Here is a 26,832-nt window from a genome sequence, read left to right as displayed (position 1 = left end):
GTGCCCCGGACGCAGCGCGAAGGCGCTGCAGAGCCGGGGCCCAGAACCGCAAGCGAAATCGCGGATTGAGACTGGGTCCCGGCTCCGCGGCGCAGCGCCTTGCGCGCTACGCCTTGTCCGGGACACGAGAGTACCGCTTGCTGAAGCTAATTCCCGTTCACGCGGAAGCGCAGCGGCTTCGGGCCGAGAAGCGTCAGCACGTCGCCCTGGCGCTTCCAGGTCTCGACGCTGCCGAGCGCTGCGACGAGATCGTCGTCGGCCTGGGCCCTGGCCGGCGGACAGGACCGGTCCTGGATCTGGCCGGGCACGAAGATCACCGTGTTGCCGGCGACCGAGAACTGGCCCTTGCCGGCCTTGCACCACAGCTCCAGCACGACCTCGCCATTGTCGCCGATCTCGATGTTCGGAATCCGCTTCGAGCCCGGCTGCGGCAGCGCCTCCAGCGTCATCTCGGTGCCGAAGGGAAAACCGTCCTCCGCACGCGCGACAATGGACATCGCAAGCATTGCAACCGTCGCGCACACCATCTGCCTGAGCAAAACCATGAAACCTCTCGACCGACCTGATTTGCCGCACCTTCTATAAGACGGCGGCGCCAATGAGAAGGTTCGCCCACACGCGATGCAAAAATCCCCACGGGGACGAGCCCGCGGGGATTTGCGTCGAAGTGGGGCCTGTTTACTTCAGCACCATCGCCGTGAACGGCCAGACATAGGCCTGCAACGTCACCAGCACACCGACGAGGCAGGCCAGCACGATCGAGTGCCAGAACACGAAGCGCAGGATGGTGCCTTCGTGGCCGTACCAGTTGGTGGCTGTGGAAGCGACGACGATCGATTGCGCGTCGATCATCTTGCCCATCACGCCGCCGGAGGAGTTCGCCGCGCCCATCAGGATCGGCGACAGGCCGAGCTGTTCGGAGGTGATCTTCTGCAAGTTTCCGAACAGCACGTTGGAGGCGGTGTCCGATCCCGTCAGCGCCACGCCGAGCCAGCCAAGCAGCGTGCCGAAGAAGGGATAGAGCACCCCGGTTGCGGCAAAGGCGAGACCGAGCGTCGCGTCGACGCCGGAGAGCCGCGTCAGCGTGCCGATCGCGAGCATCGCCGAGATCGTGATCAACGAGATCGCGCACAGCCGGATGGTGCGGCCGTACTCGGTCACGAGCTTGCCGGGACCGACGCCCATCAGGAAGCCGGAGATGATCGCCGCGATCAGCATGCCCGTGCCGGTGAAGGACAGGTAGGTGAAGCTGAACACCGCGCTCTCCTTCGTCGGGCCTGGCGCGACCGGCGGCATCTTGTTGATCATCTGGTGCAGCTCAGGAACGGGATAGTTCCAGGTGAAGATCGAGTTCGCCCAGGTCTTGAAGGCGCCGTTGCCCCAGATCAACATCACGATGCAGACGATGATCCACGGCAGCAGCGCGCTGAAGAGCTCGCTTTGCGTCAGCGGTGTCTTGTCGAGCGGCTTTGCCGGCGCCATGGTCGCATGCGATGCATCATGTCCGCGCAGCTCCGGCGACAGCCACAGCTGTCTCGGCTGCCACACCTTCAGGAACAGGATCAGCGCCCCCATCGAGATCAGCGAGGCGCCGATGTCGACGATCCAGGGATTGATGAAGTTCGAGATCACGAATTGCGGGATCGCGAACGACACGCCGGTGACGAGGATCGCCGGCCAGACGTCCTTCATGCCCTTCCAGCCCGCGAACGCCCATACCACCCAGAACGGCACGATCAGCGAGAAGAACGGCAATTGCCGTCCGACCATCGCGCCGAGGATGTAGGGATCGAGCCCGGTGACCGAGGCAAGGCCCTGGATCGGCGTGCCCAGCGCGCCATAGGCGACCGGCGCGGTGTTGGCGATCAGCGACAGGCCGCTGGCCGCGAGCGGCGAGAAGCCGAGCCCGATCAGGACTGCACCCGTGATCGCGACCGGCGTGCCGAAGCCGGAGGCGCCCTCGAAGAAGGCGCCGAACGAGAACGCGATCAGCAACAATTGCAGCCGCCGGTCCTCGGTGACGCCGCCGATGGCGCGCTTCAGGAGTTCGAACTTTCCGCAGCCGACTGTGACTTGGTAGAGGAAGATGACGTTGAGGACGATCCAGCCGATCGGGAAGAAGCCGGTGACGATACCGAGGATCGAGGCGCGGATCGACATGTTCGCCGGCATGGTGAAAACGAAGATCGTGATCAGGTTGGCGACGATCACGGCGATGACGGCCGCGATGTGAGCCTGGACGCGGCCGCTCGCAATCAGGACCAGCAGCGTGATGACGGGCACGGCTGCTGCGATCGTCGACAGCACGGGGCTGTGCAGCGGGTCATAGATTTGATTCCACATGGTCTTCCTCCCCACGCATGTTTGCGGCAGGCGGCCCGCGTGGACAGCCGAACCTGCTTGACGCTGGAAGCGATAACCCCCGAGCTGGACGCGAATTCCTCGCGAATGTGGCGGTTCCCGTCCGCTCACAAGCTCGCGAAGTCCCGTAGGCCCCCACCCCGCGCCGTTACGGCCCATGCTAGGGTTGCAAGCCGCGACAAGCCAACGCAAATTGCAGAACTTGCGACTTTAGTCTAAGCGCGCCCATTTCGGCCATTGCCTCGGCCATTTGGCTCCAGGCATTTGTGCACATCCCCTCAGGAGACAGAGCTCTGTGAAGAACATCAGCGCCACGCTCGCGATCGTCTGGCGAATCGCCGCCCCCTATTTTCGATCGGAGGACAAATGGGCCGGCCGCGGCCTGCTCGGCGCCGTGATCGCGATGGAGCTGGCCCTGGTCGCGATCGACGTGCTTGTGAACCAGTGGCAGAACCGGTTCTACAGCGCACTGCAGGCGAGCGACTGGGACGCGTTCGTCACGCAGATCTGGATTTTCGTCGCCCTCGCCTCGATCTATATCGCGCTGGCGGTCTACAAGCTGTACCTGAACCAATGGCTCCAGATCCGCTGGCGGCAATGGCTGACCCGGCACTATCTGGGCGAATGGCTGCAAGGCGCCACGCATTACCGCATGCAGCTCAAGGGCGATGCGGCTGACAACCCGGACCAGCGCATCACCGAGGACGTCAAGAACTTCGTCGAGCAGACCCTGACCATCGGACTCGGCCTGCTGTCGTCGATCGTGACGCTGTTCTCCTTCGTGATCATCCTCTGGGGTCTCTCCAACGCCGCGCCGCTGCACCTGTTCGGCACCGACCTCGCGATCCCGGGCTATCTTTGCTGGGGCGCGCTGGTCTACGCGATCTTCGGCACCGCGCTGACGCACTGGATCGGCGCTCCGCTGGTCAACCTCAATTTCGAGCAGCAGCGCTATGAAGCCGACTTCCGCTTCAACCTCGTCCGCGTCCGCGAGAATTCCGAGCAGATCGCGCTGCTCAAGGGCGAAGGCGCCGAACGCGGCCGGCTGCTGGACCGCTTCGGCTTCGTGATCGGCAACTGGTACGCCATCATGAGCCGGACCAAGCGCCTCACCGCGTTCACCGCGAGCTACCAGCAGGCCGCCGTGATCTTTCCCTATGTGCTGGTGGCGCCGGCCTTCTTCGCCAAGAAGATCCAGCTCGGCGACATGATGCAGACCGCATCGGCCTTTTCCAGCGTACAAGGCGCATTGTCGTTCTTCGTCACGGCTTACCGATCGCTCGCGGAATGGCGCTCGATCGTCGCGCGTCTCGATGGCTTCGAGATGTCGGTCGATTCAGCCGCGAACCTGCCGGCCCATGAGCCGGCGATCGCCCTCAAGGCCGCCGGCGGCAGCGGCAACATCGCCCTCGATAAGCTCTGCGTGAACCTGCCCAGCGGCACGCCGCTGGTCGCCGCCGACGCCTTTTCCGTCCAGGTGCCGGAGCGCGTGCTGGTGACCGGGCCGTCCGGCTCCGGCAAGTCGACGCTGTTCCGGGCCATCGCCGGCATCTGGCCGTTCGGCACCGGCACCATCTTCGTCCCCGAGAAGGCGAAGCTGATGATGCTGCCGCAGCGCCCCTATTTCCCGGTCGGCGTGCTGCGCGATGCTGTGGTCTATCCCGCTGCACCAGGCGCGTTCGAGACCGCGCGGGTCCGCGACACGCTGATCGCGGTCGGACTGCCCGACCTCGCCGAGCGGCTCGACGAGGACGGGCACTGGAACCGGATGCTGTCGCTCGGCGAGCAGCAGCGCCTGGGGCTCGCCCGCGCGCTGCTGCATGTGCCGGACTATCTGTTCCTGGACGAGGCCACCGCCTCGCTGGACGAGCCGTCCGAGGCCCGGCTGTACCGGCTGCTGACGGAGAGGCTGCCACAAGCCACCATCGTCTCGATCGGCCACCGCTCGACCCTCGACGCCTTCCACACCCGCAAGGTGACGATGGTGAAGGACGGCAAGATCCACGTCCTCGGCAAGAGCGGCGAGCCGGCCCAGGCGGAGCCGACCGCGGCGCGCTGAGGCGGGCCTCGTCATTGCGAGGAGCCCTTGCGACGAAGCAATCCAGACGGCCTCCACGGATGCATTTCTGGATTGCTTCGCTACGCTCGCAATGACGGAGTGTGAGGCGTCAGCGCCGCTCTCCCAGCTTGCATTTGAAGCGCGGGCGCAGCTTTGCGACCTCCTGGCTAGCTTCGTGCTCCCGAGGCCGAGCCCGCCTCACCTCCTCCCCCAAAGCAAAAGGGCGGCAGATCGCTCTGCCGCCCTCATCAAGTCGTTTCGGGAAGAAACTTACTTCAGGTTGGTCATCGCCGTCAGGTCGAACGACAGCTTGGCGATGCCGGCCGCGCCGCACCAGTTGGAGCCAGCGCCGCCCGGGTTGATCGCGGTGACGTTGGTGGTGCCGGTGGCGTTGAACGCGCTGGTGAAGGCGTTGCAATCACCCTTGTTCAGGTCGGTGTCGGAGTAACGCAGATCCAGCGTGAACACCTTGTAGGTGAAGCCGATGCCGATGTTCCAGGTGTTGTAGTCCTTGTAGGGAATGCCGTTGGCGAACACGGTGCCGGCGCCGGTGCCGTAGAAGGCGTCCGAAGTGCCGAACCACTGACGGCCGAACTCACCCGACACGTACATGCCGACGCCCGAGGGACCGAAGACCGTGCTGGGCGCCGTGTACTTGGCGGTCAACGAAGCGTAGTTGCCCCAGGCACCCGAGTTCAGGAAGTTCGGCGAGTAGTACTCGGTCGCGCCAACGGTAAAGCTGTCGTTGATGGTGTAGTTCACCTTGCCGTAGACTTCGAAGAAGCTGACGTCCTTCTTCATGACGTTGCCGTCGGCGAGGAAAATCGTGGTCGTGCTGACGCCGCAGACGTTGCCGCCGGGAATGCCGCCGGTAAGCACGTTGTCGGCGCAGCTCCCGCCCGGATACAGGTAGCCCCAGACGCCGATGTCGAACGCAAAGGCGCCGAAGGTCGGGCGGATACCGCCGTAGATATCGACTTCAGCAGCGGCGCGGTTGGCGAAGGAGATGCTCTCCGCGGACACGCCGACGTAGAGCTGGAGGTCCTTGGTGACGTTGTAGCGCGGCTCGAAATAGGCGGCGACCGAAGGCTGGTGGTTCGACTGGGTGACGCCGCGGAAGATGTAGTCGCTCATGATCGCGCCGCCGAAGGCGATATCCCAGGGATCAAAGGCAACCACCGGCGGGGCCTTCTTGGCCTTCACCGCCATGTCTGCCGCGAAAGCCGAACCCGTCGTCACCATTGCCAGCGCCGTTGCCAACAAAGCCACTTTTTTCATTTCGATCCCCATCACCAGTTCTCACCCAGTCGGTTTCCCGGAAGCCCCCCGGGGCGTACGACCCAACATCAAAAATTCATGACTGCGGCAATCTGGATCGGGGGATGTGAACCGTGAAGCAAAAAACGCGGGCATCTGCCGACTTTTTAGGCGTTCTGGCGATTCCACGGAAGGTTGTCGGCCTGTGTGGCTTCTCGATCACATTATTTGCATTCCAACGGGCACTGGAGGACCGGGTTAGTACGGAGAGTTACGGTACCGTGCTCCACACGCCACGAATCAAGGCCGACGCTGGAGCCGCGATGCAAAAGGGCCGCAGCGTCGCCGCCGCGGCCCTCCTGCTGTCGATCATGATCGCTGGACTGGAGCCGGCCTTCGGCCTGACCCCAGGCAGCCCTGGCCTGACCCTGGGCCTAACCTTGCCCCTCGGCCGGCGTCGGTTCCGCAGAAGACGAAGGCATCGCCCAGCTTGTCTCGGCGACAGGCTCGGGAGCCGGAGTCGCCACCGGCGCTGACGGCTTCGGCGCGGGAGCTGCCTTCGCCTTCTTCGGTGCCGCTTTCTTCGCAGCCTTCTTGGCGGCCTTCTTCGGTGCAGCTTTCTTTGCAGCCTTCTTGGCCGACTTCTTCGGCGCGGCCTTCTTGGCGGCCTTCTTGGCAGATTTCTTCGCGGACTTCTTGGCTGCCTTCTTCTTCGTCGCCTTCTTCGCGGTCTTCTTCGCCGCTACAGCCTTCTTGGCCTTTTTGGCCTTCTTGCTTTTCTTCTTCTTCGCTTTCGCCATCGTGGTCCTCCTGTTGCCGCCGAACAATGGTCGATCGGGCGTCTTTCCGCCGTCACCTTCGGACGAAAGCTCAGCTCGACGCGTTCAATGCCGGCCGCGACCCGCCCGTAGCCCAATCGAGAAGCTCAATCGTGTGTACGACCGGAACTGACGTGCCACTGGCAATCTGCACCATGCAGCCGATATTGCCCGCGGCAATCATGTCCGGCTTGACGCTCGCGATGTTGGCGACCTTGCGATCGCGCAACCTGCCCGCAAGCTCGGGTTGGAGAATGTTGTAGGTCCCCGCCGAACCGCAACACAAATGGCTCTCGGGCACATCTTTCACCACGAATCCATTCTTGGAAAGCAATTCTTTCGGAAGGCCCGTGATTTTCTGTCCGTGCTGCAACGAACACGCGGAGTGATAGGCGACGACGATGTTGTCGCCTATCGCAGTGGTCGGAAGACCGAGGCCGGCAACGTATTCGGTGATGTCCTTGGCAAGCGCGGACACCTTCGCCGCATCGGCCGCGAAAGCAGCGTCCTCGCGCAGCAGATAGCCGTAGTCCTTGATCACCGTGCCGCAGCCTGACGCCGTCACCAGGATGGCGTCGAGCCCCTCGCCGGCCGCTTCCGCGCACCATGCCGCGATATTGGCGCGAGCCCGCGCCAGCGCATCGTGGTCGTTGCCAAGGTGATGAGTCAGCGCGCCGCAGCATTGCTCGTCCCTGACCAGGACGACCTCGATGCCGTGGCGGGTGAGAAGACTGATGGCAGCCTGGTTGATGCGCGGCGCCAGCACCTGCTGGGCGCAGCCCTGGAGCAGCGCGACCCGGCCGCGCTTCTTGCCGAGCGCCGCGAACACGCTGCCCGGGAGGGGGCCGGGCGACGGCAGCCGGTTCGGGGCCAGCGCCAGCATCGCCTTGAGGCGCTGGATCAGTCCGGGCGTGGCCGAGGGCCGCGGCGTCGGCAGGAATACGGCCAGCGGACGGGCCAGCCGCGCCAGCCACATGCTGGCGCGGAAGCGCTGCGGGTCCGGCAGGACGAAGGCCAATACCTGGCGGAGCAGCCGCTCGGTGAGCGGCCGCTGGTAGCGCTGCTCGATCCTGACCCGGGCCTGGTCGACGAGGTGCATGTAGTTCACGCCGGAGGGGCAGGTCGTCATGCAGGCCAGGCACGACAGGCAACGGTCGATATGCTTGACCACCTCTGCCGTCGGCGCCTGGTCCTTCTCCAGCATCTCCTTGATCAGATAGATGCGGCCGCGCGGGCTATCGAGCTCGTCGCCGAGCAGCACATAGGTCGGACAGGTTGCAGTGCAGAAGCCGCAATGGACGCAGGCGCGCAGGATCTTGTCGGCTTCCGCGATATCGGGATCGGCGAGCTGCGCCAGTGAGAATTCGGTCTTCATGCCGCAGCGCCCCGCCTCAAACGTCCCCGGTTGAGAATGGCTTTCGGATCGAAACTGGCCCGCACCCGCTCGCTCAGGGCCGCGATGCCGGGCGCCTGCGGATGGAACACATCGACGTCGCGCCTGACATCCTCGGCCGCCCGGATCAGCATGGCGTGCCCGCCGACCGCATTCGCACACGCCCGCACGGCCGGTTCATGGGCATCGCCCTTCGGCGGCAATGCGGCCCAGATCAATCCGCCGCCCCAGTCGTAGATCACGTCGCCGCCGGTCTCGCGCGCCAGCTGCGTCCCGAGCGCCGCACCCGATGCCGGCGGACAGACGATCCGCCAGACCGGCCAGGCCCCCAGCGCGCCGCTGGCCGCGAACGGCAGGACGTCGCGGATGGTGGCCCACAGCGCCGACGACGCTGCGTCCTCGACCAGGGTCGCGGTTCCGAACGGCGCCAGCAATTCGCGCAGCGAGCCGGCGCGGTGCGCGGCGGAGGCGGTAATGCCTTCGAGCCGGAGAACGGTCAGCGCCTCGCCCTGGCCTGCGATGTCGCCGAGCTCGTCGGTCTTCGACCGGAATGCGGATTTCGGCAGGTGTGCGGCGCCGGAGACGTCGAAGGGCGAGCCGAGCGCCGCGGTCATCGCCTTGTTGGCGGCGGCATCATCTAACCCGCGCAGCAGCAGCGTCCGCTCGGCCTCCGGCTTCGGCATCACCTTCAGCGTGACCTCGGTCATCACCGACAGCGTGCCCCAGGAACCGGCAAGCAGCTTGCAGAGGTCGTAGCCGGTGACGTTCTTCACCACCTTGCCGCCGGTCTTGAAGCTGTCGCCGAAGCCGGAGACGGCGTGCGCCCCGAGCAGGTGATCGCGCGCCCCGCCCGCCCTGATGCGCCGCGGGCCGGCGAGGCCCGCCGCGATCATGCCGCCGATGGTGCCGAGCGCAGGCGTGCCGAGCAGCGGCGCGGTGTTCATCGGCTCGAAGGCGAATTGCTGGTTCTTGGCATCGATCAGCGACAGCACGTCGGCCAGCGGCGCACCGGCCTCAAGCGTCACGATCAGCTCGTTGGGCTCGTAGGAGGTGACGGCATTCAGCGCGGAGACGTCGAGCACGGCGTTGGTCGCCATGGCGTGGCCAATGCTGCGCTTGCTGCCATGACCGATGATCTCGAGCGGCTGCTCATTGGCAATCGCCGCGCGCACCACCTCTTCGACGTCTTTGGCGTCTCTGACCTTGAGCGTATCCACGGGAAAAGGCGGTAGCGAAATTCGTCACCAAAATCAAATGCAGCGTGACGCGGCGACCACCCGCAGGCGCGACGACAATGCGGCGTGCGACGAAAATCCGTCAGGCCGGCTCCGCGAAATCCGACAACAACGGTTCGACAAATATCGAAGCGTTCACGACATCGACACTTCGATCACCGGCGAACCAATGCCGGCAGGCCATCGCTACAAGCTTGCGCCGATCGCGATCGAGCTCAGCCGATGGAGACAGACATGGAGCGATCGACATATGCGCGGCCGCCGGCGCCGCGCGGCCACGAAGCGTTCAGCCGCAGGTCGGTGATCCGGGCCTTCGGAGCCGTCCTGGCAATCTATCTCTCGCCATGGACGTCGTCATCTCAAGCCCAGCAGCAAGGAGGAAGGACCATGAACCACTATGCCACGCAGAAATCTCTCAGCGACGCCGTCGACGGCGGCGGCCTGCTCGTCGTCGCGCAATGGGAAGCGAAACCGGGCGAGGCCGACAAGGTCGCCGCGATCCTCGACCGCTTCCTGCCGGAAGCGCAGCGCGAGGACGGCGTCAAGCTGTTCCTGATCTCGCGCGCCAGGGACAATCCGGCCCAGTTCCTGTTCTACGAACTGTTCCGCGACGAGGCGGCCTTCAAGGCGCACCAGGAGAGCGCACACTTCAAGACCTACATCGCCGGCCAAGCGCTGCCGCTGCTCGCAAGGCGCGAGCGGGCGCAATACGGCATGCTGTGAGCGCTCTTCTTCCTTCTCCCCTTGTGGGAGAAGGTGGCGCGAAGCGCCGGATGAGGGGTTGCTTCAGCGAACTCAACTGCAAGCGGTTTGCGCGGAGAGATACCCCTCACCCGTCTCGCCGCTCTGCGGCGAGCCACCCTCTCCCGCAAGGGGAGAGGGTGCACCGTCATCGCTGCCTTCAGAACCGCGGAATATCCGGGAACGCCAGCTTGCCCGCATGCACATGCATGCGGCCGAGCTCGGCGCAGCGATGCAGGGTCGGAAACACCTTTCCGGGGTTGAGCAGGCCCTGCGCGTCGAAGGCGCATTTCAGCCGCTGCTGCTGGTTGAGGTCGATCTCGCTGAACATCTCCGGCATCAGGTCGCGCTTCTCGATGCCGACGCCGTGCTCGCCGGTGAGCACGCCCCCAAACTCGACACAGGCGCGCAGGATGTCGGCGCCGAAGGCTTCGGCCCGCTCAATCTCGCCGGGCTTGTTGGCATCGTAGAGGATCAGCGGGTGCAGATTGCCGTCGCCGGCATGGAACACGTTGGCGCAGCCGAGCTGGTATTTTTCCGAGAGCTCGCGGATGCGCGCCAGCGCCTTCGGCAGCGCCCCGCGGGGAATGGTGCCGTCCATGCAGAGGTAGTCGGGCGAGATGCGGCCGACGGCGGGGAACGCCGCCTTGCGGCCGGCCCAGAACAGATTGCGCTCGGCCTCCGAGGTCGAGATCTGGCAGGTGGTCGAGCCGCAGGCGTTTGCGATCGTCTCGACGCGCGTGATCAGCTCGTCGACCTCGATCTTGGGACCGTCGAGCTCGATGATCAGGAGCGCCTCGACATCGAGCGGATAGCCGGCATGGACGAAGGCTTCCGCGGCGTGGATCGCCGGCTTGTCCATCATCTCCATGCCGCCGGGAATGATGCCGGCGCCGATGATCCGTGCCACGCATTCGCCGGCCGCCTCGACCTCTGCGAAGCCGACCATCAGCGCGCGCGCCGTCTCCGGCTTTTGCAGGATGCGCACCGTGATCTCGGTGATGACGCCGAGCAGGCCTTCGGAGCCGGTGATGACGCCCATCAGGTCGTAGCCGGCGCTCTCGGCCGACTTGCCGCCGATCCGCAGGATTTCTCCGCTCATCAGCACGATCTCGCAGCCCAGCACGTTGTTGGTGGTCATGCCGTATTTCAGGCAGTGCACGCCGCCGGAATTTTCCGCGACATTGCCGCCGATCGAGCAGGCGATCTGCGAGGACGGATCGGGCGCGTAGTAGAAGCCGGCATGCGCGACCGCCTGGCTGATGGCGAGGTTGGTGACGCCGGGCTCGGTGACGACGACGCGGTTGTCGAAATCGATCTCGCGGATGCGCTTGAACTTGCCGAGCCCGAGCAGCACGCCGTCCTCCAGCGGCAGCGCGCCGCCGGACAGCGACGTGCCGGAGCCGCGCGGCACCACCTTGATGCCCTGCGCCGCACAATATTTCAGGACGAGCGAGACCTGCTCGGTCGTATCGGGCAGCACCACGACCATCGGCGGCTGCCGATAGGCGGTCAGCCCGTCGGATTCATAGGCCCGCATCTCGGCGGCGCTGTCGATCACACCTTCGCCTGACACGATTGCGCGCAAGGCGGCGACGATCTCGCTGCGACGCGCCAGCACCGCCTGATCGCTCGCGGGCATCATGATGGCCATGTTACGAAACCCTCGTCCGGCATTGGAATTTGTTCCGGTAAATCAATCATGTCTGCCCGCTCTTGGGTAGGTCCTCCGAAGGTCGCATTGCTTTGTTGCAGCGCAAGTTCTCTCTGGGGCAAGTCTGCTACCACGAAACCTGTCAAGATTTCGCGGCTTGTCCACTTGCAGCGGACCTGCCAAAACCACGCCCCTCAATCTGACCCGGGAAGAGACGAAGAGCATCCTATGACAAAATTGACTTTCGCCGCGCTGGTTGCCCTCACCGTGACTGCCACCGCACCCGCCGCGATGGCGCAGGATGTCGCGGCCGGCAAGACGTCGTTCAACAAATGCCTGGCCTGCCACGCGATCGGCGAAGGCGCCAAGAACAAGGTCGGCCCCGAGCTCAACGGCATCAACGGCCGCAAGTCGGGCAGCGCTCCGGACTACAACTATTCGGACGCGAACAAGAATTCCGGCATCACCTGGGACGAAGCCACGTTCAAGGAGTACATCAAGGATCCGAAGGCCAAGATCCCCGGCACCAAGATGGCATTCGCCGGCATCAAGAACGAGACCGAGATCAACAATCTCTGGACCTTCATCTCGCAGTTCGACAAGGACGGAAAGATCAAGCAGTAAGCGCGCCGAGGGGCGGCCGCCAGAGCTTCGGTTCTGATTGAATCAGAACCGAAGCTCTGGCTTCTTGTTTTGACGCGTTTTCTTCACGCGAACCGGTATCCACTTCGCTCGAAAACGCTTTAATCGGCGGCCGCCTGCGCCGGGACGATCCTGCCCATCATCGTCTCGATCTCCGTCTTCACCAGATCCGGCACGGCGTTCTGCACCATGTGGCCGAGATCGGGCAGCACGATCAGCTTCGCATTCTGTACGGTCGCGGCGAACGGTCGCGCGTGGATGTTGGTCTTCACCGTCTTGTCGGGCTCGCCGGCGATGATGGTGACCGGCGCTTTGATCTCGCCATAGCGCGCGACTTGCGCGGCGACAGCTTCCTTCAACGTCACCAGATCATAGGCATTGGCGATGAACTCGCGCGGCCGCAGCAGCAGCGGCGTCGCGGAGTCCTGCACGAAACCATCGGGCATGGTCTGCGGCAGAAACACGTTGCGCGCCCCGGACTCGGCGACGACATACCCGAGCGGCAGCGTGATGGTGTAGGCGAGCAGCGGGCCGATCACGGGCGTTGCGATGAGCTCGTTGTAGCGGCCGACGCCGCCGCGCCAGGGATGGGTGACGGGCGCCAGCATCACGAGGCCGGCGACGCGGCCCGGATGATCGAGCGCGAGCCGCGCGCCGAGCGCCCCGCTCCAGGAATGCACGACGAAGACCGCGCGATCGATTCCGAGCTTGCCGAGCGCCTCGTCGATTATCCGCGCCTGGATCTGCGGCGTCGAATCCTGCCGCCGCGCGCGCGTGCTCCAGCCATGGCCGGGACGGTCGATCAGGATGACGCGATGGTCCATCGCCAGGAGATCGCCGAGCGGGCGCCGCATCGCTTCGAGATTGGAGCTCGCGCCGTGCAGCATCACGATCGGCGGGCCAGAATCGCGCGGGCCGATGTCGACGACGTGGAGCGTCGCGCCATCGACCGCGACCATCCGGCCCTGAGGTGGAAAGGCGCGTTGCACGGCGACGATTCCGGCCTGCGTGACCAGCGCCAGCAGAACCAGCGCCGTCACGACTGTCATCACGATCATGGAGAGAATCCGGACGATCCAGGGCACTTGGTAATAAGCCACCTGGTGATTACGGGCGTGGCACGCGGCAGTTTCGCCCCAGGCGCCTCAGCACTTCCACCAGAAATGAGGGGCTGTGGATATGTGCATAATTGAGCGTCAGAAAAACTCAATAGAATCAATGATATTCCTGATGGCGCGCAAGCTTCGAACCAGCTTCATGCGGTCGTCATCGCGGCTTCCATATAATCGCCATGGTCGGTTCCGCCATTTAGGCGCGGGTGGGCGCCGATCCTCCTCGCAGCCTCAGGAGATGCGGGAAAGACCGGCAAGTTTTGTCCTGGTTTGAACCGGAGGATTTTTCGATGAGCTTGAGATCGAACGACACTGCAATCGACGAGATCGTCGCGAGCTGCAACGGTGACCTGCGCGGTGCCGTGCGGGCGCTGCTCCTGATCAACGAGCATCTCGAGGCGGAGCTCGCCAGGGCTTACGCCGCAGCGGCCGATCGCGGCCTCGCCGAGCGCGGCGGCAGCGCCCTGCATTAGGTGCAGGCCAGACCTAGTCGGTCTTGCCCTCGTCCTTTTCGTCGTCGGGATTGACCGCGGGACAGGCGCGGATGGTCGAGCGGGCAAGGTTGGCGTCGGCCCTGGACTTGTAGGGACCATCGCCGAACCAGATGTCGCCGATGATAACCGGATTGCTGGTCACGATGTTGCATTTGCCGGTGGCGCGGTTGCCGACCACCCAGAACAGTCCGTCGGCGAGACTCATCGTTCCCGACGCGAGCAGCAAGCTACCCGCAAAGATCAAACGCTTCATGGCTTTGCTCCTGCCATGCAGGTAGGCCTGCGGCCGCATGGACGATACCCCAGCTGATGCGACGCGTGTGATCGTGGTTAATCTGCGTGCGCCGCAATCGCTCGGGAAATGATCAAACTATCCCTTTGCGCTGGCGCGGCCCTTCGGGTCCGGATCGTGCTCTAGATGTCGCGGCCTTCGACCTTCTCGGTCAGCGCCTTGACCTGATCGGGGATCTTCTCGAGGTGCGGATTGACGGCGAGCGCCTTGCGATAGGCCTCGAGCGCGCGCTTCTCGTCGCCGACCTCCTGCATGATCATGCCGAGCCCCGCGAGCGCGCCGAAATGGCGGGGTTCGCGGATCAGCACCTGCTGGATGTCGGCGAGCGAGCGGCCGTAATCGTTCTGCATGTAGTAGAGCGTGGCGCGCCGGTTCCAGGCCTCGATGTAGTCGGGCCGCAGCTTGATGACCGAATCCAGCAGCTTGATCGCGATGTCGATCTTCTGCGCGTCGACAGCGGTCTTGGCCCGCGCCATCAGCAGCGAGGCGGTGTCGCTCGGGGTCTGGAGCCAGATCGCCCAGATCCGCGCCTCGACATGCTTGGCGCTGGCATCGTCGGGCGCGGCCTTCAGCGCACCGAACAGGAAATCGAGATTCTTGCTGCGATCGACCTTGGGCAGCTTGGCCGGCGCTTCGGGAAGCTTCTTCTGCTTGCCGGGAGGGGGCGGCGGCTCAACCTGCTGCGCCGCGGCCGGCGCAAGGCCAGCGGTTCCCAGAGCAAGGGCCAGACACAGGGTGCGTGCGAAAGGGAATCTCACTGCCGGGAATCTCACTGCCATGACCGAAGTCTAGACGCGCAAAGCCGCCCTTGCAAAGCAGGGGCGGCGTCAAACTCGTGTGAGACCGTGGTCTTGCGGGGCGCGCGGGGCGTCCGGCAGGGCGAAATCAGCCCTGGCGAGCCTTGAAGCGGCGCTGCACCTTGTTGATCACATAGACCCGGCCCTTGCGGCGGACCAGGCGGTTGGCGCGATGGCGACCGCGCAGCGACTTCAGCGAGTTACGGACCTTCATGGCAGAATCCTGAACGTTCGAAAGGCCGTGTTCGGCACTACCGTTTCGGCACGCGCGAATGTGGCAAAATGAGATTTTTCCCGCTGGCGGACCGACCGCCCGGGACGGGGCGGTTCTTAAGGCATGGCGGGAGGTCATGTCAATGTTAACCGGCAGGTTCCGAACCGGCAAATTCGCGAAAACAACCCCATGCACAGTAGAAGCGGCCGGATCGGCCCGATCTGCCTCATCAGAGGCCAAGCGCAGCAAAGACTTTTGCGGGCTGCGGTTTTGCTTCCAGCGACGCCTTGCCAAATTCGTTATATCATATAATCAATTTGGCAACCCGTCGGGAGGAAACCAATGCCGAAGCTGAAGCTGCCCAATATCGACGATGTCGTCGCCATCGACATCCACACCCACGCCGAAGAGCCCTGTGGCTGCCACGCTGACGACGGCTATGACGATTTCCAGGCGCAGATGGCGGAGTACTTCAAGTCGCCGAACAAGCATCCGCCGACCGTGCCGGAGACCGCGGCCTACTACCGCTCCAAGAACATCGCCGCCGTGATCTTCCCGGTCGACGCCGAGCGCGAGACCGGTTTCCGCCGCTACAACAATTACGAGATGCTGGAGGTCGCCTCCGACCATCTCGACGTCCTCATTCCGTTCGTCTCGATCGACCCGCACAAGGGCAAGCTGGGCGCCCGCGAGGCGCGCAAGCTGATCGAGGAGTACGGCGTGCGCGGCTTCAAATTCCATCCGACCATGCAGGGCTTCTATGCCAACGACCGCATGGCCTATCCGCTCTATGAAGAGATCAACAATGGCGGCGCGATCGCACTGTTCCACACCGGCCAGACCGGCGTCGGCTCGGGAATGCCCGGCGGCATGGGCATGCGGCTGAAATATTCCAACCCGATGTACATGGACGACGTCGCGGCTGATTTCCCCGACCTCAAGATCATCCTCGCCCACCCCTCCTTCCCCTGGCAGGAGGAGGCGCTGTCGGTCGCGACCCACAAGCCGAACGTCTACATCGACCTCTCCGGATGGTCGCCGAAATACTTCCCGCCGATCCTGGTGCGCTACATCAACTCGATCCTTCAGGATAAAATGCTGTTCGGCTCGGACTGGCCGGTGATCACGCCGGACCGCTGGCTGTCGGATTTCGCCAAGATCGACATCCGCGACGAGATCCGGCCGAAGGTGCTGAAGGCCAACGCGCGCAAGCTGCTGGGGATCTAGGCGGTACTCATCACCGCAGCGCATCGAGGGCTTCGACCGGTTGCCGAAGCCCTCACGCTCAGGCGCTCAAGACCTCAGACTTGTGCCAGGCCTCCGTCGACGAAAACCTCGCCGCCGGTCATGTAGCTGCTGTCAGAGGACGCCAGGAACGCAGCCACAGCCCCCGTCTCGGTCGGGTCCCCCACGCGCCCGAGGGGCGTCGCGCTTCCGAGCGCATTGAACGCTTCCTCGCCGACAACCTCCAGCACCAGCTCCGTCTTGGTCGGCCCCGGAGACAGCACATTGACGCGGATGCCCGTGCCGCGCAGGTCCTGCGCCCAGCTGCGCGCCAGGTTGCGGATCGCGGCCTTGGTCGCGCTGTAGACGCTGAACTGCGGCGTGCCCATCACCCCCGTGCTCGATCCTGTCAGGATGATCGACGCCCCCTTCGTCATCAGCGGCAGGGCTTTCTGCACCGTGAACACCAGCCCTTTCACGTTGACGTCAAAGATCTGATCGTAATGCTCCGGCGTGATCTCGCCGAGCGGCGCAAACGACCCGGTCCCGGCATTGGCGAAGAGAATGTCGAGGCCGCCTCGTTCGGCTCTAACCACCTCGTACAGCCGGTCGAGGTCGGACAGATCCGTAACCGAGCCCCTTACGGCGCGCGCCGAGGACCCCAGTTGCGCCACAGCAGCGTCGAGCGCCTCCTGCCGCCGCCCGAAGATGTAGACGAATGCTCCTTCGTCGACGAACCGTTTGGCGGCTCCGAGGCCAATGCCAGTTCCGCCGCCCGTCACCACTGCCGTCTTGCCCTGTAGTCTGCTCATGATGTGCTCCTTCATTGAGGTTGCACTGAGCTGGCGGCCTACCCACCTATCGACAAGTATGCACCTTTTGGTAAGTACCCAGAAAAATGTCGCTAGATCGTTCAGACCCGACCCGGCCGCCGACGCACACGTCACCCCCGGCCCAGAATTGCACCCCGACCCTGCCCGGTTTCACTTGCGGCCTCGACGCGACCTTGCGGGTCATCGCCGGCAAGTGGAAGCCGCTGATCCTGTACTTCGTCGCCCAGGACGGACCGACCCGCTACGGCAAGCTCCGGCGCGCCGTGCGCGACGTCAGCGACAAGATGCTGATCCAGCAGCTCAAGGAGCTGGAGGCCGATGGTCTCGTGAAGCGGACCGATTACAAGGAGGTGCCCCCGCGGGTGGACTATAGTCTCACCCCGCTGGGCCGCAGCCTGGCCGAGGCCCTCGTGCCGCTCTGCTCTTGGGGCACGGAGCATATGGCGGAGGTCTGTCGGGTCTTCGCTGAGCGGGACGCCTGGAATAGCAAAGCACGGTAAGGTGGCCGGTTTGGTATAGTCCGCCCGCCCGCAACGTTTCAAAGGGACGGTCGATGCCCCTCAAAGCCGTCGTCTTCGACGCCTACGGAACGCTCTATGACATCCAGTCGGTCGCGGAGACCACCGAAGACGCGTTTCCGGGCTATGGCGAGATCATCACGCAGGTCTGGCGGATCAAACAGCTCGATACACCTGGTTGCGCTCGCTGATGCAGCGCTAGCGGCTTTTCGTCGTTGAGGCGGGCAAGGCGGCCTAAAATTCCAGCTTGTCGCGTATGGCGTCGATTCCGGCCCTGGCGCAGGCTTCGTCGGCGTCACCGCCAGGCGCCCCAGACACACCGACGGCTCCGACCAGCGAGCCGCCCGCTTCGACAATCAAGCCGCCACCTATAATGACCGTGCCGGGGAGATTGCGGATACCGGCCTGCATCATGCCAGGTTGGCTGACGGCATTCAGTTCGGTGGTGCTGGTACGAAATGTTGCTGCGGTCCACGCCTTGCCCGAGGCCGTCGAAACGGTGTGAGCGCCTGCGAACCTGTCACGAAGGATCACCTGCGTCCCCCCGAAGCGATCGACGACCGCGACGGCGACCTGGTACCCGCGTGATCGGCAATCGCCAAGCGCTGCCCGGGCCAGATCAAGCGCCAGCTCGGGGCTCAGGGATTTGTAGGTCGCGAGCGGCTCCTGCGCCATTGCCGGGTGCGCGAGCATCAACAGGACGGTGGCCGCAAGCAGAGTTCGAGCGAACATGGTCTCTCCGGCGTGAGCGGGTCGACGCCGACTTTAACCTAGTTCAGCGCACCGTATGTCAGGTCGTCGAATACGGTGACACTGTCGGCCTTGGTCCACAAGCCGATCATGCCGGCGTCCCTGATCGATTCGTCCTCGACCTCGAACATCGGCTTGCCGTCATAAGTTACCTTGAATAGCTTTCCCGCGAATTCGCAACGCAGGGAATGCCATTGACCTGATGGCACCGATACCTTGACGCCATAGCCGCCTTTCCGGCCGACGATATCGAGCGCGCTGCGAACACCCTTGATCGTCTTGTAGAGCACGACATTGTCTTCAAGCGCGTTGGCCCGCACGACATAGTAATTGTCGGCATCCTTTGCGCGCCAGACAATACCGGCCGCACGATCCTCGGAGCCTGCGATCGCCTTGAACTTGACCTCGACGAATCCGTCCAGGATGCTGGTGCCGTTTCTGAGCGCCACTGGAAACGTCGCCTGACCGGATTGTTTCAGGACGTTCGGCTTGCTTGGCGCCGTCGACTCCACCTCGACCGTCCATTTGGGCCGGCCACGACCCGTCATCGTCAGAGTCCAGCCTTCGGGCGCTGCGCCGGTTGCTGCGCTGTCAAAATTTACAGTTTCTGCCATCGCGTTTCCTTCCACCAACAATAGGAACAACGCCGCCGCCAAGAGCGCTACGCTCATTTCTTGCACGACGTCTAAGCTTCCCGCCTGTATTGATCGTACAGTGCTGCAGCGTTGTCCCATTTGATCGCTTCCATGTAGATGTCGACGTACTTCGCGGCCGCGGCGCCATAATCCATGTGATAGGCGTGCTCATACATGTCGAGCACGAGCACAGGGCGTCCGCCGGCCAGCGTCGTCGTGTGGTCGGCGGCCCACTGATTGACCAGCCGCTTGTCGCGCGGCGAGTAGGAAAGAATCACCCAGCCGGAGCCACCGCCTTCGGCCTTGCCCATGGCGGAGAACTCCGCGCGCCACCGCTCCATGCTGCCGAAATCGCGCGCGATCGCGTCGGCAAGTGGTGTGCTCGGCTTGCCGGCACCGCCGAGCCCGTCGAAATAGATTTCATGGAGGATCATCGAGTTTGACGCGACGAGTTCCTCGCGCTTCAGGCCGTTGATGACGAAGTTCGGAGCTTTCGCGAAGTCGAGCTCGGCGAGTTGCGTTCCGATTGCGTTGAGTCGCTTTACGGCGCCGACATAGTTGTTCTCGTAGTGACTGACGAGCACCTTCTCCGAGATGCCGGCAATGGATTTCGGATCGAACGGCATCGGCTTGGGCTGGTATGTCATTGGCCTGGCTCCTGTTGGCTGATTGGCTTGCGCAAGGGCTTGCGTCCCCGCGAGTAGTGCGGTCGATGCGGCGGCGGCCCCCACGCCCCGGATGAAGTCTCGGCGGTCGGTATTCGTGGTCATGGAGTCCTCCACTTGATCGTCGTCCCCAACGTGCCCCGTGTGCTCGCTAGCTTGGTGCTCGCCGTCTTGTCGCGTGCGCAAATAGACCGCGCGGTCCTCGTCGATACGAACATCGACGAAGGCCGGCGCGCTGGCGGCACCAATTGACGGGACAATTTCTGTGATGAGATCGAGATGAAAGAAGACATGCAGCGTCCTTGATGACCAGGACGCGATACTTGGGCATGTCGCCTCGCGGGGAGATCGCAAATCCCCGTGCCCCGAATTAAGCGCCTGCCGGCGGCAGTGTCAATCTGCTGCGCGAGGCCGACGGGGTGACGATTTCTTGAAGAAGGTTCCGACCTTGTCGCGCACCGGGCCGTTTCGGTATTGTCCGCACGCCTTCCGCAAAGATCCAAAAGGAGCGAGCCAATGCCCCTCAAAGCCGTCGTCTTCGACGCCTACGGAACGCTCTACGACATCCAGTCGGTCGCTGACATCACCGAGGATGCGTTTCCGGGCTATGGCGAGATCATCACGCAGGTCTGGCGGATCAAGCAGCTTGAATACACCTGGTTGCGCTCGCTGATGCGACGCTACCAGGATTTCGCCACTGTGACGCGCGACTCGCTGGCCTATACGCTGCGCGTGCTCGGTCTCGCTTACGAGCGCGAGGCGTTCGAGCGCGTCGTCGAGAAATATCTGCATCTCGATCTCTATCCGGACGCGGCAGCAGCGCTTGCGGCGCTGAAGCCGCGCAAGCTCGCCATTCTCTCCAATGGCAGCCCGGAGATGCTCGATGCGCTCGTGCGCAACTCCGGGCTCGACCGCCTGCTCGATGCCACCATCAGCGTCGATGCCAGGAAGGTCTTCAAGCCGAGCCCGGCGGCCTATGAGCTGATCGGCGAGGTGCTCGCCACCGCGCCTGACGAGGTCCTGTTCGTCTCCTCCAATCCCTGGGACGTCGCGGGCGCGAAGTCGTATGGATTGAACGTCGCCTGGATCGAACGGGTGACGCCCGAGGCGATGGCACTGGCTTGCGTCGAGACCGAACTCCTGGCACCGCTGACGATGTTCAAGGCGATCCGCACCCAGATGGACGAGCTTGGCCTTGCGCCGGACCACCGCGTCCGCGCGCTCTCCGAGCTGCCAAGGATCGCCTAAGCATCGCCGCCCGCCCGTGAGACTGGAATGAGCCTGCAATCCGTTCGCGCCTTCTTCGCCGAGAATGCCCCCGACATCTCCGTCATCGAATCCCCGATCAGCTCCGCGACCGTGACGCTGGCCGCTGAAGCCTATGGCGTCGAGCCCGGCCGGATCGCCAAGACACTGTCCTTGCGGATCGGCGAGCGCGTGATCCTGATCGTCGCCAGCGGCACCTCGCGGATGGACAACAAGAAGGTGAAGGCGCAGTTCGGCGGCAAGCCGAAGATGCTGGGGCTGGAAGAGGTCGCGGAGATCACCGGCCACGAGGTCGGCGGCGTCTGCCCGTTCGGACTGAAATCACCGTTGCCGGTCTATTGCGACGTATCGCTGAAGGCATTCGACGTGGTGGTGCCGGCCGCAGGCTCGACCCACAGCGCGGTGCGCATCACCCCCGATCGCATGGCCGAGCTGACCGCGGCCGAATGGGTCGATGTCTGCGAGGTCAGGCCGTAAGGCCGCTGCGGGACGCCTGATGCATTTGCCGGTCAGGGAGGCTAATGTAGGAACCATGACCGACGACAAGGTGAAACGACGACTGACCACCGTGCTGTGCGCTGACGTGTACGGCTATTCTCGTCTCATGGAAGCAGACGAGACCGGAACGCTGGAGACGCTTCGCCGCTACCGCACGGCCATTGCGCGATTGGTCGAGCGTCACGACGGCCGCATCGTGAATACCTGGGGCGATGCCGTGATCGCGGAGTTCGCCAGCGTCGTCGAGGCCGTGCAATGCGCGGTCGAGATTCAGCAGGAAATTTCCAATCAGGATTCGGACCCGCCTGACGCGAACCCGATGCGGTTTCGCATCGGCATCAACCTCGGCGATGTGATGGTGGACGGCTCCGACATCTATGGCGACGGCGTCAATATCGCGTCGCGGCTGCAGGAACTCGCAGACCCCGGCGGCGTCGTGATCTCGAGCTCCGTCTACGATCAGGTGCACAACAAATTATCCGTTGGCTTCGACTGTCTCGGCCAGCGCCCCATGAAGAACATTGCTCCCCTGACCAGCTATCGGTTGACCTTGGGCGGCCGGACCGCCGGGCAAGGGAGCTTCCCGATCGAGGAACGCCCAACTCCCCGAGAGGCAGCTCGTGCTCCGCGGACTGGCGACAGGCACGAGCCATCCTCGTGGACGCAAGTCGTGTCGGATTGGCTCGCGAAGCTGCCCCGCCCGATTGCAGCAGCCCTCACGGTCTCGGCCTTTCTGATTCTGATCAATGTTTTCACGAGCCATAAGATCTGGTTCCATTGGCCAGTCGCAGCCATTCTCTTCGCTGTCGTCTTGCGGACGGTGCTTCGAGATCGACCTGAATCGGACCGCAAGGGAGAGCGCTGAACGAGGCGGCACGACCGCATCTTCGCGCCTACCGCTGCATCCAGGGAGCGCTAGTCGTCGTCATCGTAATAGGGACGCGGTTGCGCCTGCGGAGGTGGCGGCGGCGCACTGTTATAGCGCGGCGGCGGTGCAGCGCGATTGCGAGGGGCCGGCTGCTGCGGCTGCATCTGGTTATTGGACTGGAACACCGCACGGCAGCCGCTGGAGAGCTGTGGCGTGTTCTGTTGCAAACAAGCCGTAATGCGGCTCACGTCGGGAATCTGGTCGCTGCACAGCCGCCACACATCGGGCGTGCAGGCCATCTGCTGCTCCATGGTGCCGCGATATTCTTCGGCGAATGCTGCGCCTTGCGCGACGATGCCGCCGATCGCAAGGGCCACACCCAGCACAATCCGCTCTGTTCGCATGTCCCGATCCTTCTCGATTCCCTCGAATTCTCATCAATCAATGAGACGCGAGCTGGTTCTGGACCAACAAAAAAATGTGAAAGCGGCGTTGGAACCTTATTCGATTTTGCCGATCTTCACCGCTGCGATTGGCCGCGCTGCCGGCCGCGACGAAACCTCCCGCGCCGCCGTTTGCGCCACGGGATCGAGGACGGACCAAAGACGTCCTTCCGACTACGGCTTGTCGCCCGTTTCCGCGTGCCGCGCTTTCGCGTCCAGCGGCGTCATGCCGAAACGCCGCCGAAATGTCCGGTGAAAATACGAGACGTCGTTGAAGCCGGAGAGATGGGCGATGTCGCTGACCTTGCCCGCCCGGTGCCTGGGATCGCGCAACAGCCGTGCCGCCCGCAATAGCCGCTGCTCCAGCACGAACTCCGAGAACGTGATGCCGCTGCGCTCGAACAGCAATTGAATGGTGCGAGGGCTGGCACGATGGCGCCGCGCGAGGTCGGCGAGCGTGAGGCTGCCTTCGCCGAGCCGCGCCACAATGTCGGCCTTGATGGCTTCCAGCCGGGCGGCGGCGAGGCCGCGCTCTTTCGCCAGTTCGGTAGCGTCGCGCCTGCCGCCGAGCACCAGCACCAGCAAATCCATCAGGTGTTGCGAAACGGTGTGCTGCGCCAACGCATCGAGTCCCGGGGCGTGCTGAACCGCGAAGTCGTAATATCGATGCAGCAGCGCAGTGAGCGCGGGATTGTGATCGAGCGGCCGCGCAACGCTGTCTTCGGCATCGGGGCAATAAGACAGCAGCGTCTTGCGGTCGAACAAGGCGGCCTTGTTGCCGCCCTTCTCGAGCTGCGAGACGAATGCGCCCTTGATGGAGGCGTCGATGAGGCTGACGCCCAGCGGCGCGATTTCGAGCGCGCGACGGCCCATGACCGCGCGCAACGGCGAATCCGGCGCCATCAGCAATGCCAGATTGTCGCTGGCGTTGAGCGTCATAAATCTGATCGGCGTGCCGCTGCAGAAGGATATCGTTGCCTGCGGCAACATCAGCGCTTTGACGTCGCATTGAAAAGAGCCGTCGGACAAAGGCGCAAGATCGGCTGCCATCACGCGGCGGCAAAATTCCTCCCGCCACATCTCATAGGCCGGTCCATGCGGCTCGCCGGCATAGCCGAGGCGCGGCGCGCCATGGATCGATTGGTCGTCGGCCGCCATAGGCGCGCGTCTCCAGGCTGGTGTAGCGGAATACCAATATCGCGTTGGCGGCTGCGCGCAACGCGCCGCAGACGAGGTTGCGCGCCAGGCCATCGAGATTTGCGCCTCTGTCCATTTTGTGCGTCAACGCGCCGCGCAGCCGGCCCGGCCGTGCGTGGCATCGCTGCAACAGGCCGGCGCAAACCGGCGTCCTTGCGCCTTCAGCCATAATGCGTTTCGCATGGCTCCAAGAAGCGCCGCGCCGTTCCCGCTAGCAGTTCGGAGACTGCTACAAGGGAATTGTCGATGCCGATTGGAATACGGGCCCGCGCGCAAGACGCCGTGACGGCGACCATCCTGCGCAACAGGCTGCTCGTCACCACAGCGCTGGCGCCGATCATGCTCGGGGGACTGCTCTCGCTGGCACCCGATCCGGCGTTCGCAGCCTGCACCGTGGCCGGCACCGGCGTCATCGGCGCGCTCAATTCGGGTGACGTTGCGACCTGCACCGGCCTCGGCAATACCGACCACATCAACGCCACCGGCGGCAGCAACGTCACGGTCAATATCGGCGATGGGACGTTGACATCGCTCCTGCCCGGCGCCGGAATTCCCGCGATCGTTTACGACAGCACGTCGAATTCGAATGTGACCATAAATAACCAGGCCACGGTCTCCACCTATAGCGGAGCCGTCCTCCTGTCCAACGGCTCGAACAACAACAGCGTCACGATCGCGGTCGGTGCGATTGCTGAGGGCACAGGCAACGCCGAAGCGGCGATCGTCATCGACAATTCGAACGATAATCTCGTCAACATTCGCGGGACGGCAGTCGGCACCGGAGGAAACACGACGGGACTCCGAATAAGCGGGACGTCGAACGCCAATGTCGTCAATGTTTATCAGGGCGGATCCATCGGTGGCGGCCATACGGGCGTGCAATTCATTGCCGGCGGCAACACCCTCATCAATGCCGGCACGATCTCCGGCGGCTTCTTCATCGCCATCCAGGGCTCTTCCGGCACCGACACTATCCTCAATTCCGGAACCATCTCGGGCGGCGGCAGCGGAGCGATCAACCTGTTCGGGGGCGATGACGTGCTCACCCTCGCCCCCGGCTCGACGATCACCGGGTTTGTGCGCGGCGGCGCCGGCACCGACATGCTGAATTTCGGCGGCACCGGAAGCGCCACGTTCGACCTCGGAACTCTCGGCGCCGGCCTGCAATATGACGAGTTCGAGCAACTCGCCAAGATTGGCGCCTCGACCTGGACGCTGACCGGCACCACCGTCTTCAACGGCGCGACGACGGTGGACGCAGGCGGCCTGATCGTGAACGGCACCTTGCCGTCGGTGGTCACTGTCAACGGCGGCTATCTCGGCGGCACCGGCACGGTCGGCGGCATCGTCGTCAACAATGGCGGCATGGTCGCCCCCGGCAATTCGATCGGGACCCTCAACGTCAGCGGCAACGTCGCCTTCAATGCCGGCTCGACCTTTCAGGTCGAGATCAACGCCGCCGGCCAGTCCGACAGGATCGCGGCAACGGGCACTGCGACCCTCAATGGCGGCACGGTGCAGATCGTGCCGCTCGGCGCGGGCTTTCTCGCCAACACCCAATACGCGATCCTCACCGCGACCGGCGGCGTCAACGGCACGTTCGCGACGCTCACGACCTCGGGCAGCCCACTGGTTTCGGGGCAGCTCAGCTACGACGCCAACAACGTCTACTTCCTTCTGCAACAGATCGGCGGCTTCGGCACGCTGTCGGGCCTGACGCCGAACCAGACCGCGGTGGCCGGCGCACTGGACCAGGCGCAGCTTGGCGGCGCATCCGGGCCGCTCGCCACCGCCATCAACACGCTCGCCGCGCTCAATACGCCGGGCATCAAGGCTGGTCTCGACGATCTCGCTGGACAAATTCACGCCGATGGACGGCGCTTCACCGTGGACCAGGCCGATGCGTTCCAGGGCTTCATGTGGAACGCCGGCACGCAATCGCGCGGCGAGACCTTGCGCATGTCGGTGTCCTCCTACGCCGAGGTGCCGGCCGACCCGATCGGCAAGGCGCTCGGCGCGCGCCGCGCCGCGCCCGCGCAGAGCGTATGGTTTGGCGGCTACGGCAATTGGGACAAGGTGGCGGCGACCGACATCGCCTTCGGGACAAATGCAAGCGTCGGCGGTGCCGCGCTCGGCGTCGATCTGTGGCGCACGGCGGGCCTCACCGCAGGTCTCGCGGTCGGCGCCTCGACCGGCAAGCTGCGGACGGCGGGCCGCGCCGACAGCATCGAGGCCAATGCCGGTCATGGCGGCTTCTACGCGCGTGGCGAGAGTGGCGGATTCAATCTCGCATCCGCGATCAGCTATTCCTTCGCGGCGCTCGAATCCTCGCGCACGATCTTGTTCCTGGGAGAAACCGCGACCGGCTCCTCGCATGCCCACACCTTTGCCGCCACGCTCGGCATCGCGCGGCCGTTCGACGTCGGACGGGGGGTAACAGCCGAGCCGTTCGCCAAGGCCGACTGGTATTCGACGCGCCAGAACGGTTTTTCCGAGACCGGCGCCCCCGGCGTGAATCAGGTGGTGCAAGCCGGCGGCTTCGACACCGCCTATGGCACGGCCGGTCTGCGGGCGCTTTACGACACCATGATGCCGAACGGTCGCGCGGCGCAGTTCGGCGCGACACTTGCCGTACGCCACGAGTTTTCCGGCAATGCGCCATCCATGACCGCGGCCTTCGACGGCGCGCCGGGCATTCCGCTCGCGATCACGGGCGTCGAACGGGCCCGCACGGCGGCACTCACCGGTGCCGAGATCCGGTGGGATCTCACGGCCGCGACCTCGTTCAAGGCCTCCTACGAGGGCGCGTTCGCACCGGGTCTCGACCGGCACACCCTGCGGGGCACGGTCCGCAGCGAATTCTGAG

At 64.3% G+C, this 26,832-nt stretch carries 28 protein-coding genes and 1 pseudogene; 12 read left to right on the top strand and 17 right to left on the bottom strand.

The features are described 5' to 3' along the window. Positions 1–146 precede the first annotated feature (146 nt). Both BM118_RS21865 and BM118_RS21860 read right to left on the bottom strand, forming a co-directional pair. On the bottom strand, positions 147–545 hold the full coding sequence (locus BM118_RS21865; protein ID WP_177234546.1) for an META domain-containing protein: 399 nt from the start codon (positions 543–545) through the stop codon (positions 147–149). A 133-nt stretch (positions 546–678) separates the two neighbouring features. Further along, positions 679–2,343: an L-lactate permease gene (locus BM118_RS21860; protein ID WP_092187526.1), complete on the bottom strand. Its 1,665-nt coding sequence runs from the start codon at positions 2,341–2,343 to the stop codon at positions 679–681. A gap of 313 nt (positions 2,344–2,656) precedes the next feature. Here BM118_RS21860 and BM118_RS21855 point away from each other — a divergent pair, with 313 nt between their 5' ends. Further along, on the top strand, positions 2,657–4,420 hold the full coding sequence (locus BM118_RS21855) for an ABC transporter ATP-binding protein/permease (RefSeq protein WP_092187525.1): 1,764 nt from the start codon (positions 2,657–2,659) through the stop codon (positions 4,418–4,420). A 270-nt stretch (positions 4,421–4,690) separates the two neighbouring features. Here the strand turns inward: BM118_RS21855 and BM118_RS21850 are convergent, their stop codons facing one another. The 4 genes from BM118_RS21850 to BM118_RS21835 form a co-directional block, all read right to left on the bottom strand. Next, positions 4,691–5,698, bottom strand: coding sequence for a TorF family putative porin (locus BM118_RS21850; RefSeq protein ID WP_177234545.1), 1,008 nt, complete (start codon positions 5,696–5,698; stop codon positions 4,691–4,693). Between the two features lie 413 nt (positions 5,699–6,111). After that, complete coding sequence (locus tag BM118_RS21845) at positions 6,112–6,477, bottom strand: histone (protein ID WP_092187602.1); 366 nt, start codon at positions 6,475–6,477, stop codon at positions 6,112–6,114. A gap of 70 nt (positions 6,478–6,547) precedes the next feature. Beyond that, positions 6,548–7,870 carry a glycolate oxidase subunit GlcF gene (glcF, locus tag BM118_RS21840; protein WP_092187523.1) on the bottom strand — a complete coding sequence of 441 codons (1,323 nt, stop codon included), beginning with the start codon at positions 7,868–7,870 and terminating at the stop codon, positions 6,548–6,550. Then, complete coding sequence (locus tag BM118_RS21835; RefSeq protein WP_092187522.1) at positions 7,867–9,105, bottom strand: FAD-binding protein; 1,239 nt, start codon at positions 9,103–9,105, stop codon at positions 7,867–7,869. The genes glcF and BM118_RS21835 overlap by 4 nt, the downstream gene beginning before the upstream one ends. Here BM118_RS21835 and BM118_RS41545 point away from each other — a divergent pair. Beyond that, complete coding sequence (locus BM118_RS41545; protein WP_177234544.1) at positions 9,092–9,427, top strand: hypothetical protein; 336 nt, start codon at positions 9,092–9,094, stop codon at positions 9,425–9,427. The two genes, BM118_RS21835 and BM118_RS41545, sit on opposite strands and share 14 nt — an antisense overlap. An 83-nt stretch (positions 9,428–9,510) precedes the next feature. Further along, the gene (locus BM118_RS21830; RefSeq protein WP_177234543.1) at positions 9,511–9,846 is read left to right on the top strand and encodes a putative quinol monooxygenase; all 336 of its coding nucleotides are present in this window, start codon (positions 9,511–9,513) and stop codon (positions 9,844–9,846) included. A 178-nt stretch (positions 9,847–10,024) separates the two neighbouring features. Here the strand turns inward: BM118_RS21830 and BM118_RS21825 are convergent, their stop codons facing one another. After that, complete coding sequence (locus tag BM118_RS21825) at positions 10,025–11,518, bottom strand: FAD-linked oxidase C-terminal domain-containing protein (protein WP_092187521.1); 1,494 nt, start codon at positions 11,516–11,518, stop codon at positions 10,025–10,027. A 228-nt stretch (positions 11,519–11,746) separates the two neighbouring features. On the opposite strand from BM118_RS21825, the gene cycA reads away from it, so the two are divergent. Continuing rightward, complete coding sequence (cycA, locus tag BM118_RS21820) at positions 11,747–12,142, top strand: cytochrome c-550 CycA (protein WP_092187520.1); 396 nt, start codon at positions 11,747–11,749, stop codon at positions 12,140–12,142. 119 nt (positions 12,143–12,261) lie between these two features. Here the strand turns inward: cycA and BM118_RS21815 are convergent, their stop codons facing one another. Next, complete coding sequence (locus BM118_RS21815) at positions 12,262–13,218, bottom strand: alpha/beta fold hydrolase (protein ID WP_177234542.1); 957 nt, start codon at positions 13,216–13,218, stop codon at positions 12,262–12,264. 344 nt (positions 13,219–13,562) lie between these two features. Between BM118_RS21815 and BM118_RS21810 the strand changes: the two genes are divergently transcribed. Next, positions 13,563–13,745, top strand: a complete 183-nt coding sequence (locus tag BM118_RS21810; RefSeq protein WP_092187599.1) for a hypothetical protein — start codon at positions 13,563–13,565, stop codon at positions 13,743–13,745. A gap of 13 nt (positions 13,746–13,758) precedes the next feature. Here the strand turns inward: BM118_RS21810 and BM118_RS21805 are convergent, their stop codons facing one another. The 3 genes from BM118_RS21805 to ykgO form a co-directional block, all read right to left on the bottom strand. After that, complete coding sequence (locus BM118_RS21805; RefSeq protein ID WP_177234541.1) at positions 13,759–14,019, bottom strand: hypothetical protein; 261 nt, start codon at positions 14,017–14,019, stop codon at positions 13,759–13,761. Positions 14,020–14,180: 161 nt separating this feature from the next. After that, complete coding sequence (locus BM118_RS21800; protein WP_092187518.1) at positions 14,181–14,837, bottom strand: tetratricopeptide repeat protein; 657 nt, start codon at positions 14,835–14,837, stop codon at positions 14,181–14,183. A 106-nt stretch (positions 14,838–14,943) separates the two neighbouring features. After that, positions 14,944–15,069: a type B 50S ribosomal protein L36 gene (ykgO, locus tag BM118_RS21795; protein WP_006611362.1), complete on the bottom strand. Its 126-nt coding sequence runs from the start codon at positions 15,067–15,069 to the stop codon at positions 14,944–14,946. Between the two features lie 342 nt (positions 15,070–15,411). Here ykgO and BM118_RS21790 point away from each other — a divergent pair, with 342 nt between their 5' ends. After that, entirely contained in the window at positions 15,412–16,296 is an 885-nt protein-coding gene (locus tag BM118_RS21790; RefSeq protein WP_011090280.1) for a 4-hydroxyphenyl-beta-ketoacyl-CoA hydrolase, read from the top strand. A 74-nt stretch (positions 16,297–16,370) separates the two neighbouring features. Here the strand turns inward: BM118_RS21790 and BM118_RS21785 are convergent, their stop codons facing one another. Further along, positions 16,371–17,105: an SDR family NAD(P)-dependent oxidoreductase gene (locus tag BM118_RS21785; RefSeq protein WP_177234540.1), complete on the bottom strand. Its 735-nt coding sequence runs from the start codon at positions 17,103–17,105 to the stop codon at positions 16,371–16,373. Between the two features lie 161 nt (positions 17,106–17,266). On the opposite strand from BM118_RS21785, the gene BM118_RS21780 reads away from it, so the two are divergent. Then, positions 17,267–17,626 (top strand): winged helix-turn-helix transcriptional regulator, encoded by a 360-nt coding sequence (locus tag BM118_RS21780; protein WP_092187598.1) that lies wholly within the window; start codon positions 17,267–17,269, stop codon positions 17,624–17,626. Between the two features lie 53 nt (positions 17,627–17,679). After that, positions 17,680–17,843: pseudogene (locus BM118_RS21775) on the top strand (haloacid dehalogenase type II); the annotation flags it as partial. A gap of 35 nt (positions 17,844–17,878) precedes the next feature. On the opposite strand, the gene BM118_RS21770 reads toward BM118_RS21775, so the two are convergent. From BM118_RS21770 to BM118_RS21760, 3 genes are read right to left on the bottom strand one after another with little or no spacing between them, the layout of a single operon-like run. Further along, positions 17,879–18,376 (bottom strand): GlcG/HbpS family heme-binding protein, encoded by a 498-nt coding sequence (locus tag BM118_RS21770; protein WP_092187516.1) that lies wholly within the window; start codon positions 18,374–18,376, stop codon positions 17,879–17,881. A gap of 38 nt (positions 18,377–18,414) precedes the next feature. After that, positions 18,415–19,065: a hypothetical protein gene (locus tag BM118_RS21765; protein ID WP_244550194.1), complete on the bottom strand. Its 651-nt coding sequence runs from the start codon at positions 19,063–19,065 to the stop codon at positions 18,415–18,417. A gap of 14 nt (positions 19,066–19,079) precedes the next feature. Continuing rightward, the gene (locus BM118_RS21760; protein ID WP_092187514.1) at positions 19,080–19,676 is read right to left on the bottom strand and encodes a superoxide dismutase; all 597 of its coding nucleotides are present in this window, start codon (positions 19,674–19,676) and stop codon (positions 19,080–19,082) included. Between the two features lie 534 nt (positions 19,677–20,210). Between BM118_RS21760 and BM118_RS21755 the strand changes: the two genes are divergently transcribed. The 3 genes from BM118_RS21755 to BM118_RS21745 are packed head-to-tail and all read left to right on the top strand — an operon-like array spanning position 20,211 to position 22,323. Continuing rightward, positions 20,211–20,942: a haloacid dehalogenase type II gene (locus BM118_RS21755; protein ID WP_092187513.1), complete on the top strand. Its 732-nt coding sequence runs from the start codon at positions 20,211–20,213 to the stop codon at positions 20,940–20,942. Positions 20,943–20,969: 27 nt separating this feature from the next. Further along, positions 20,970–21,437 (top strand): YbaK/EbsC family protein, encoded by a 468-nt coding sequence (locus tag BM118_RS21750; RefSeq protein ID WP_092187512.1) that lies wholly within the window; start codon positions 20,970–20,972, stop codon positions 21,435–21,437. Positions 21,438–21,492: 55 nt separating this feature from the next. Next, positions 21,493–22,323, top strand: a complete 831-nt coding sequence (locus BM118_RS21745; RefSeq protein WP_092187511.1) for an adenylate/guanylate cyclase domain-containing protein — start codon at positions 21,493–21,495, stop codon at positions 22,321–22,323. Between the two features lie 50 nt (positions 22,324–22,373). Here BM118_RS21745 and BM118_RS21740 read toward each other — a convergent pair whose 3' ends face one another. Together BM118_RS21740 and BM118_RS21735 are read right to left on the bottom strand one after the other, a co-directional pair. After that, positions 22,374–22,730 (bottom strand): hypothetical protein, encoded by a 357-nt coding sequence (locus BM118_RS21740; RefSeq protein ID WP_092187510.1) that lies wholly within the window; start codon positions 22,728–22,730, stop codon positions 22,374–22,376. A 213-nt stretch (positions 22,731–22,943) separates the two neighbouring features. Continuing rightward, a complete protein-coding gene (locus tag BM118_RS21735) occupies positions 22,944–23,927 on the bottom strand; it encodes a helix-turn-helix transcriptional regulator (protein ID WP_092187509.1) in 984 nt (327 codons plus the stop codon). 285 nt (positions 23,928–24,212) lie between these two features. Between BM118_RS21735 and BM118_RS21730 the strand changes: the two genes are divergently transcribed. Further along, positions 24,213–26,831 (top strand): autotransporter outer membrane beta-barrel domain-containing protein, encoded by a 2,619-nt coding sequence (locus tag BM118_RS21730; protein WP_092187508.1) that lies wholly within the window; start codon positions 24,213–24,215, stop codon positions 26,829–26,831. The last annotated feature ends 1 nt before the right edge of the window (position 26,832 follow it).

The organism is Bradyrhizobium sp. cf659, assembly GCF_900113725.1.
Lineage (GTDB): Bacteria > Pseudomonadota > Alphaproteobacteria > Rhizobiales > Xanthobacteraceae > Bradyrhizobium.
This window is presented reverse-complemented; position numbering and strand designations above follow the sequence as displayed.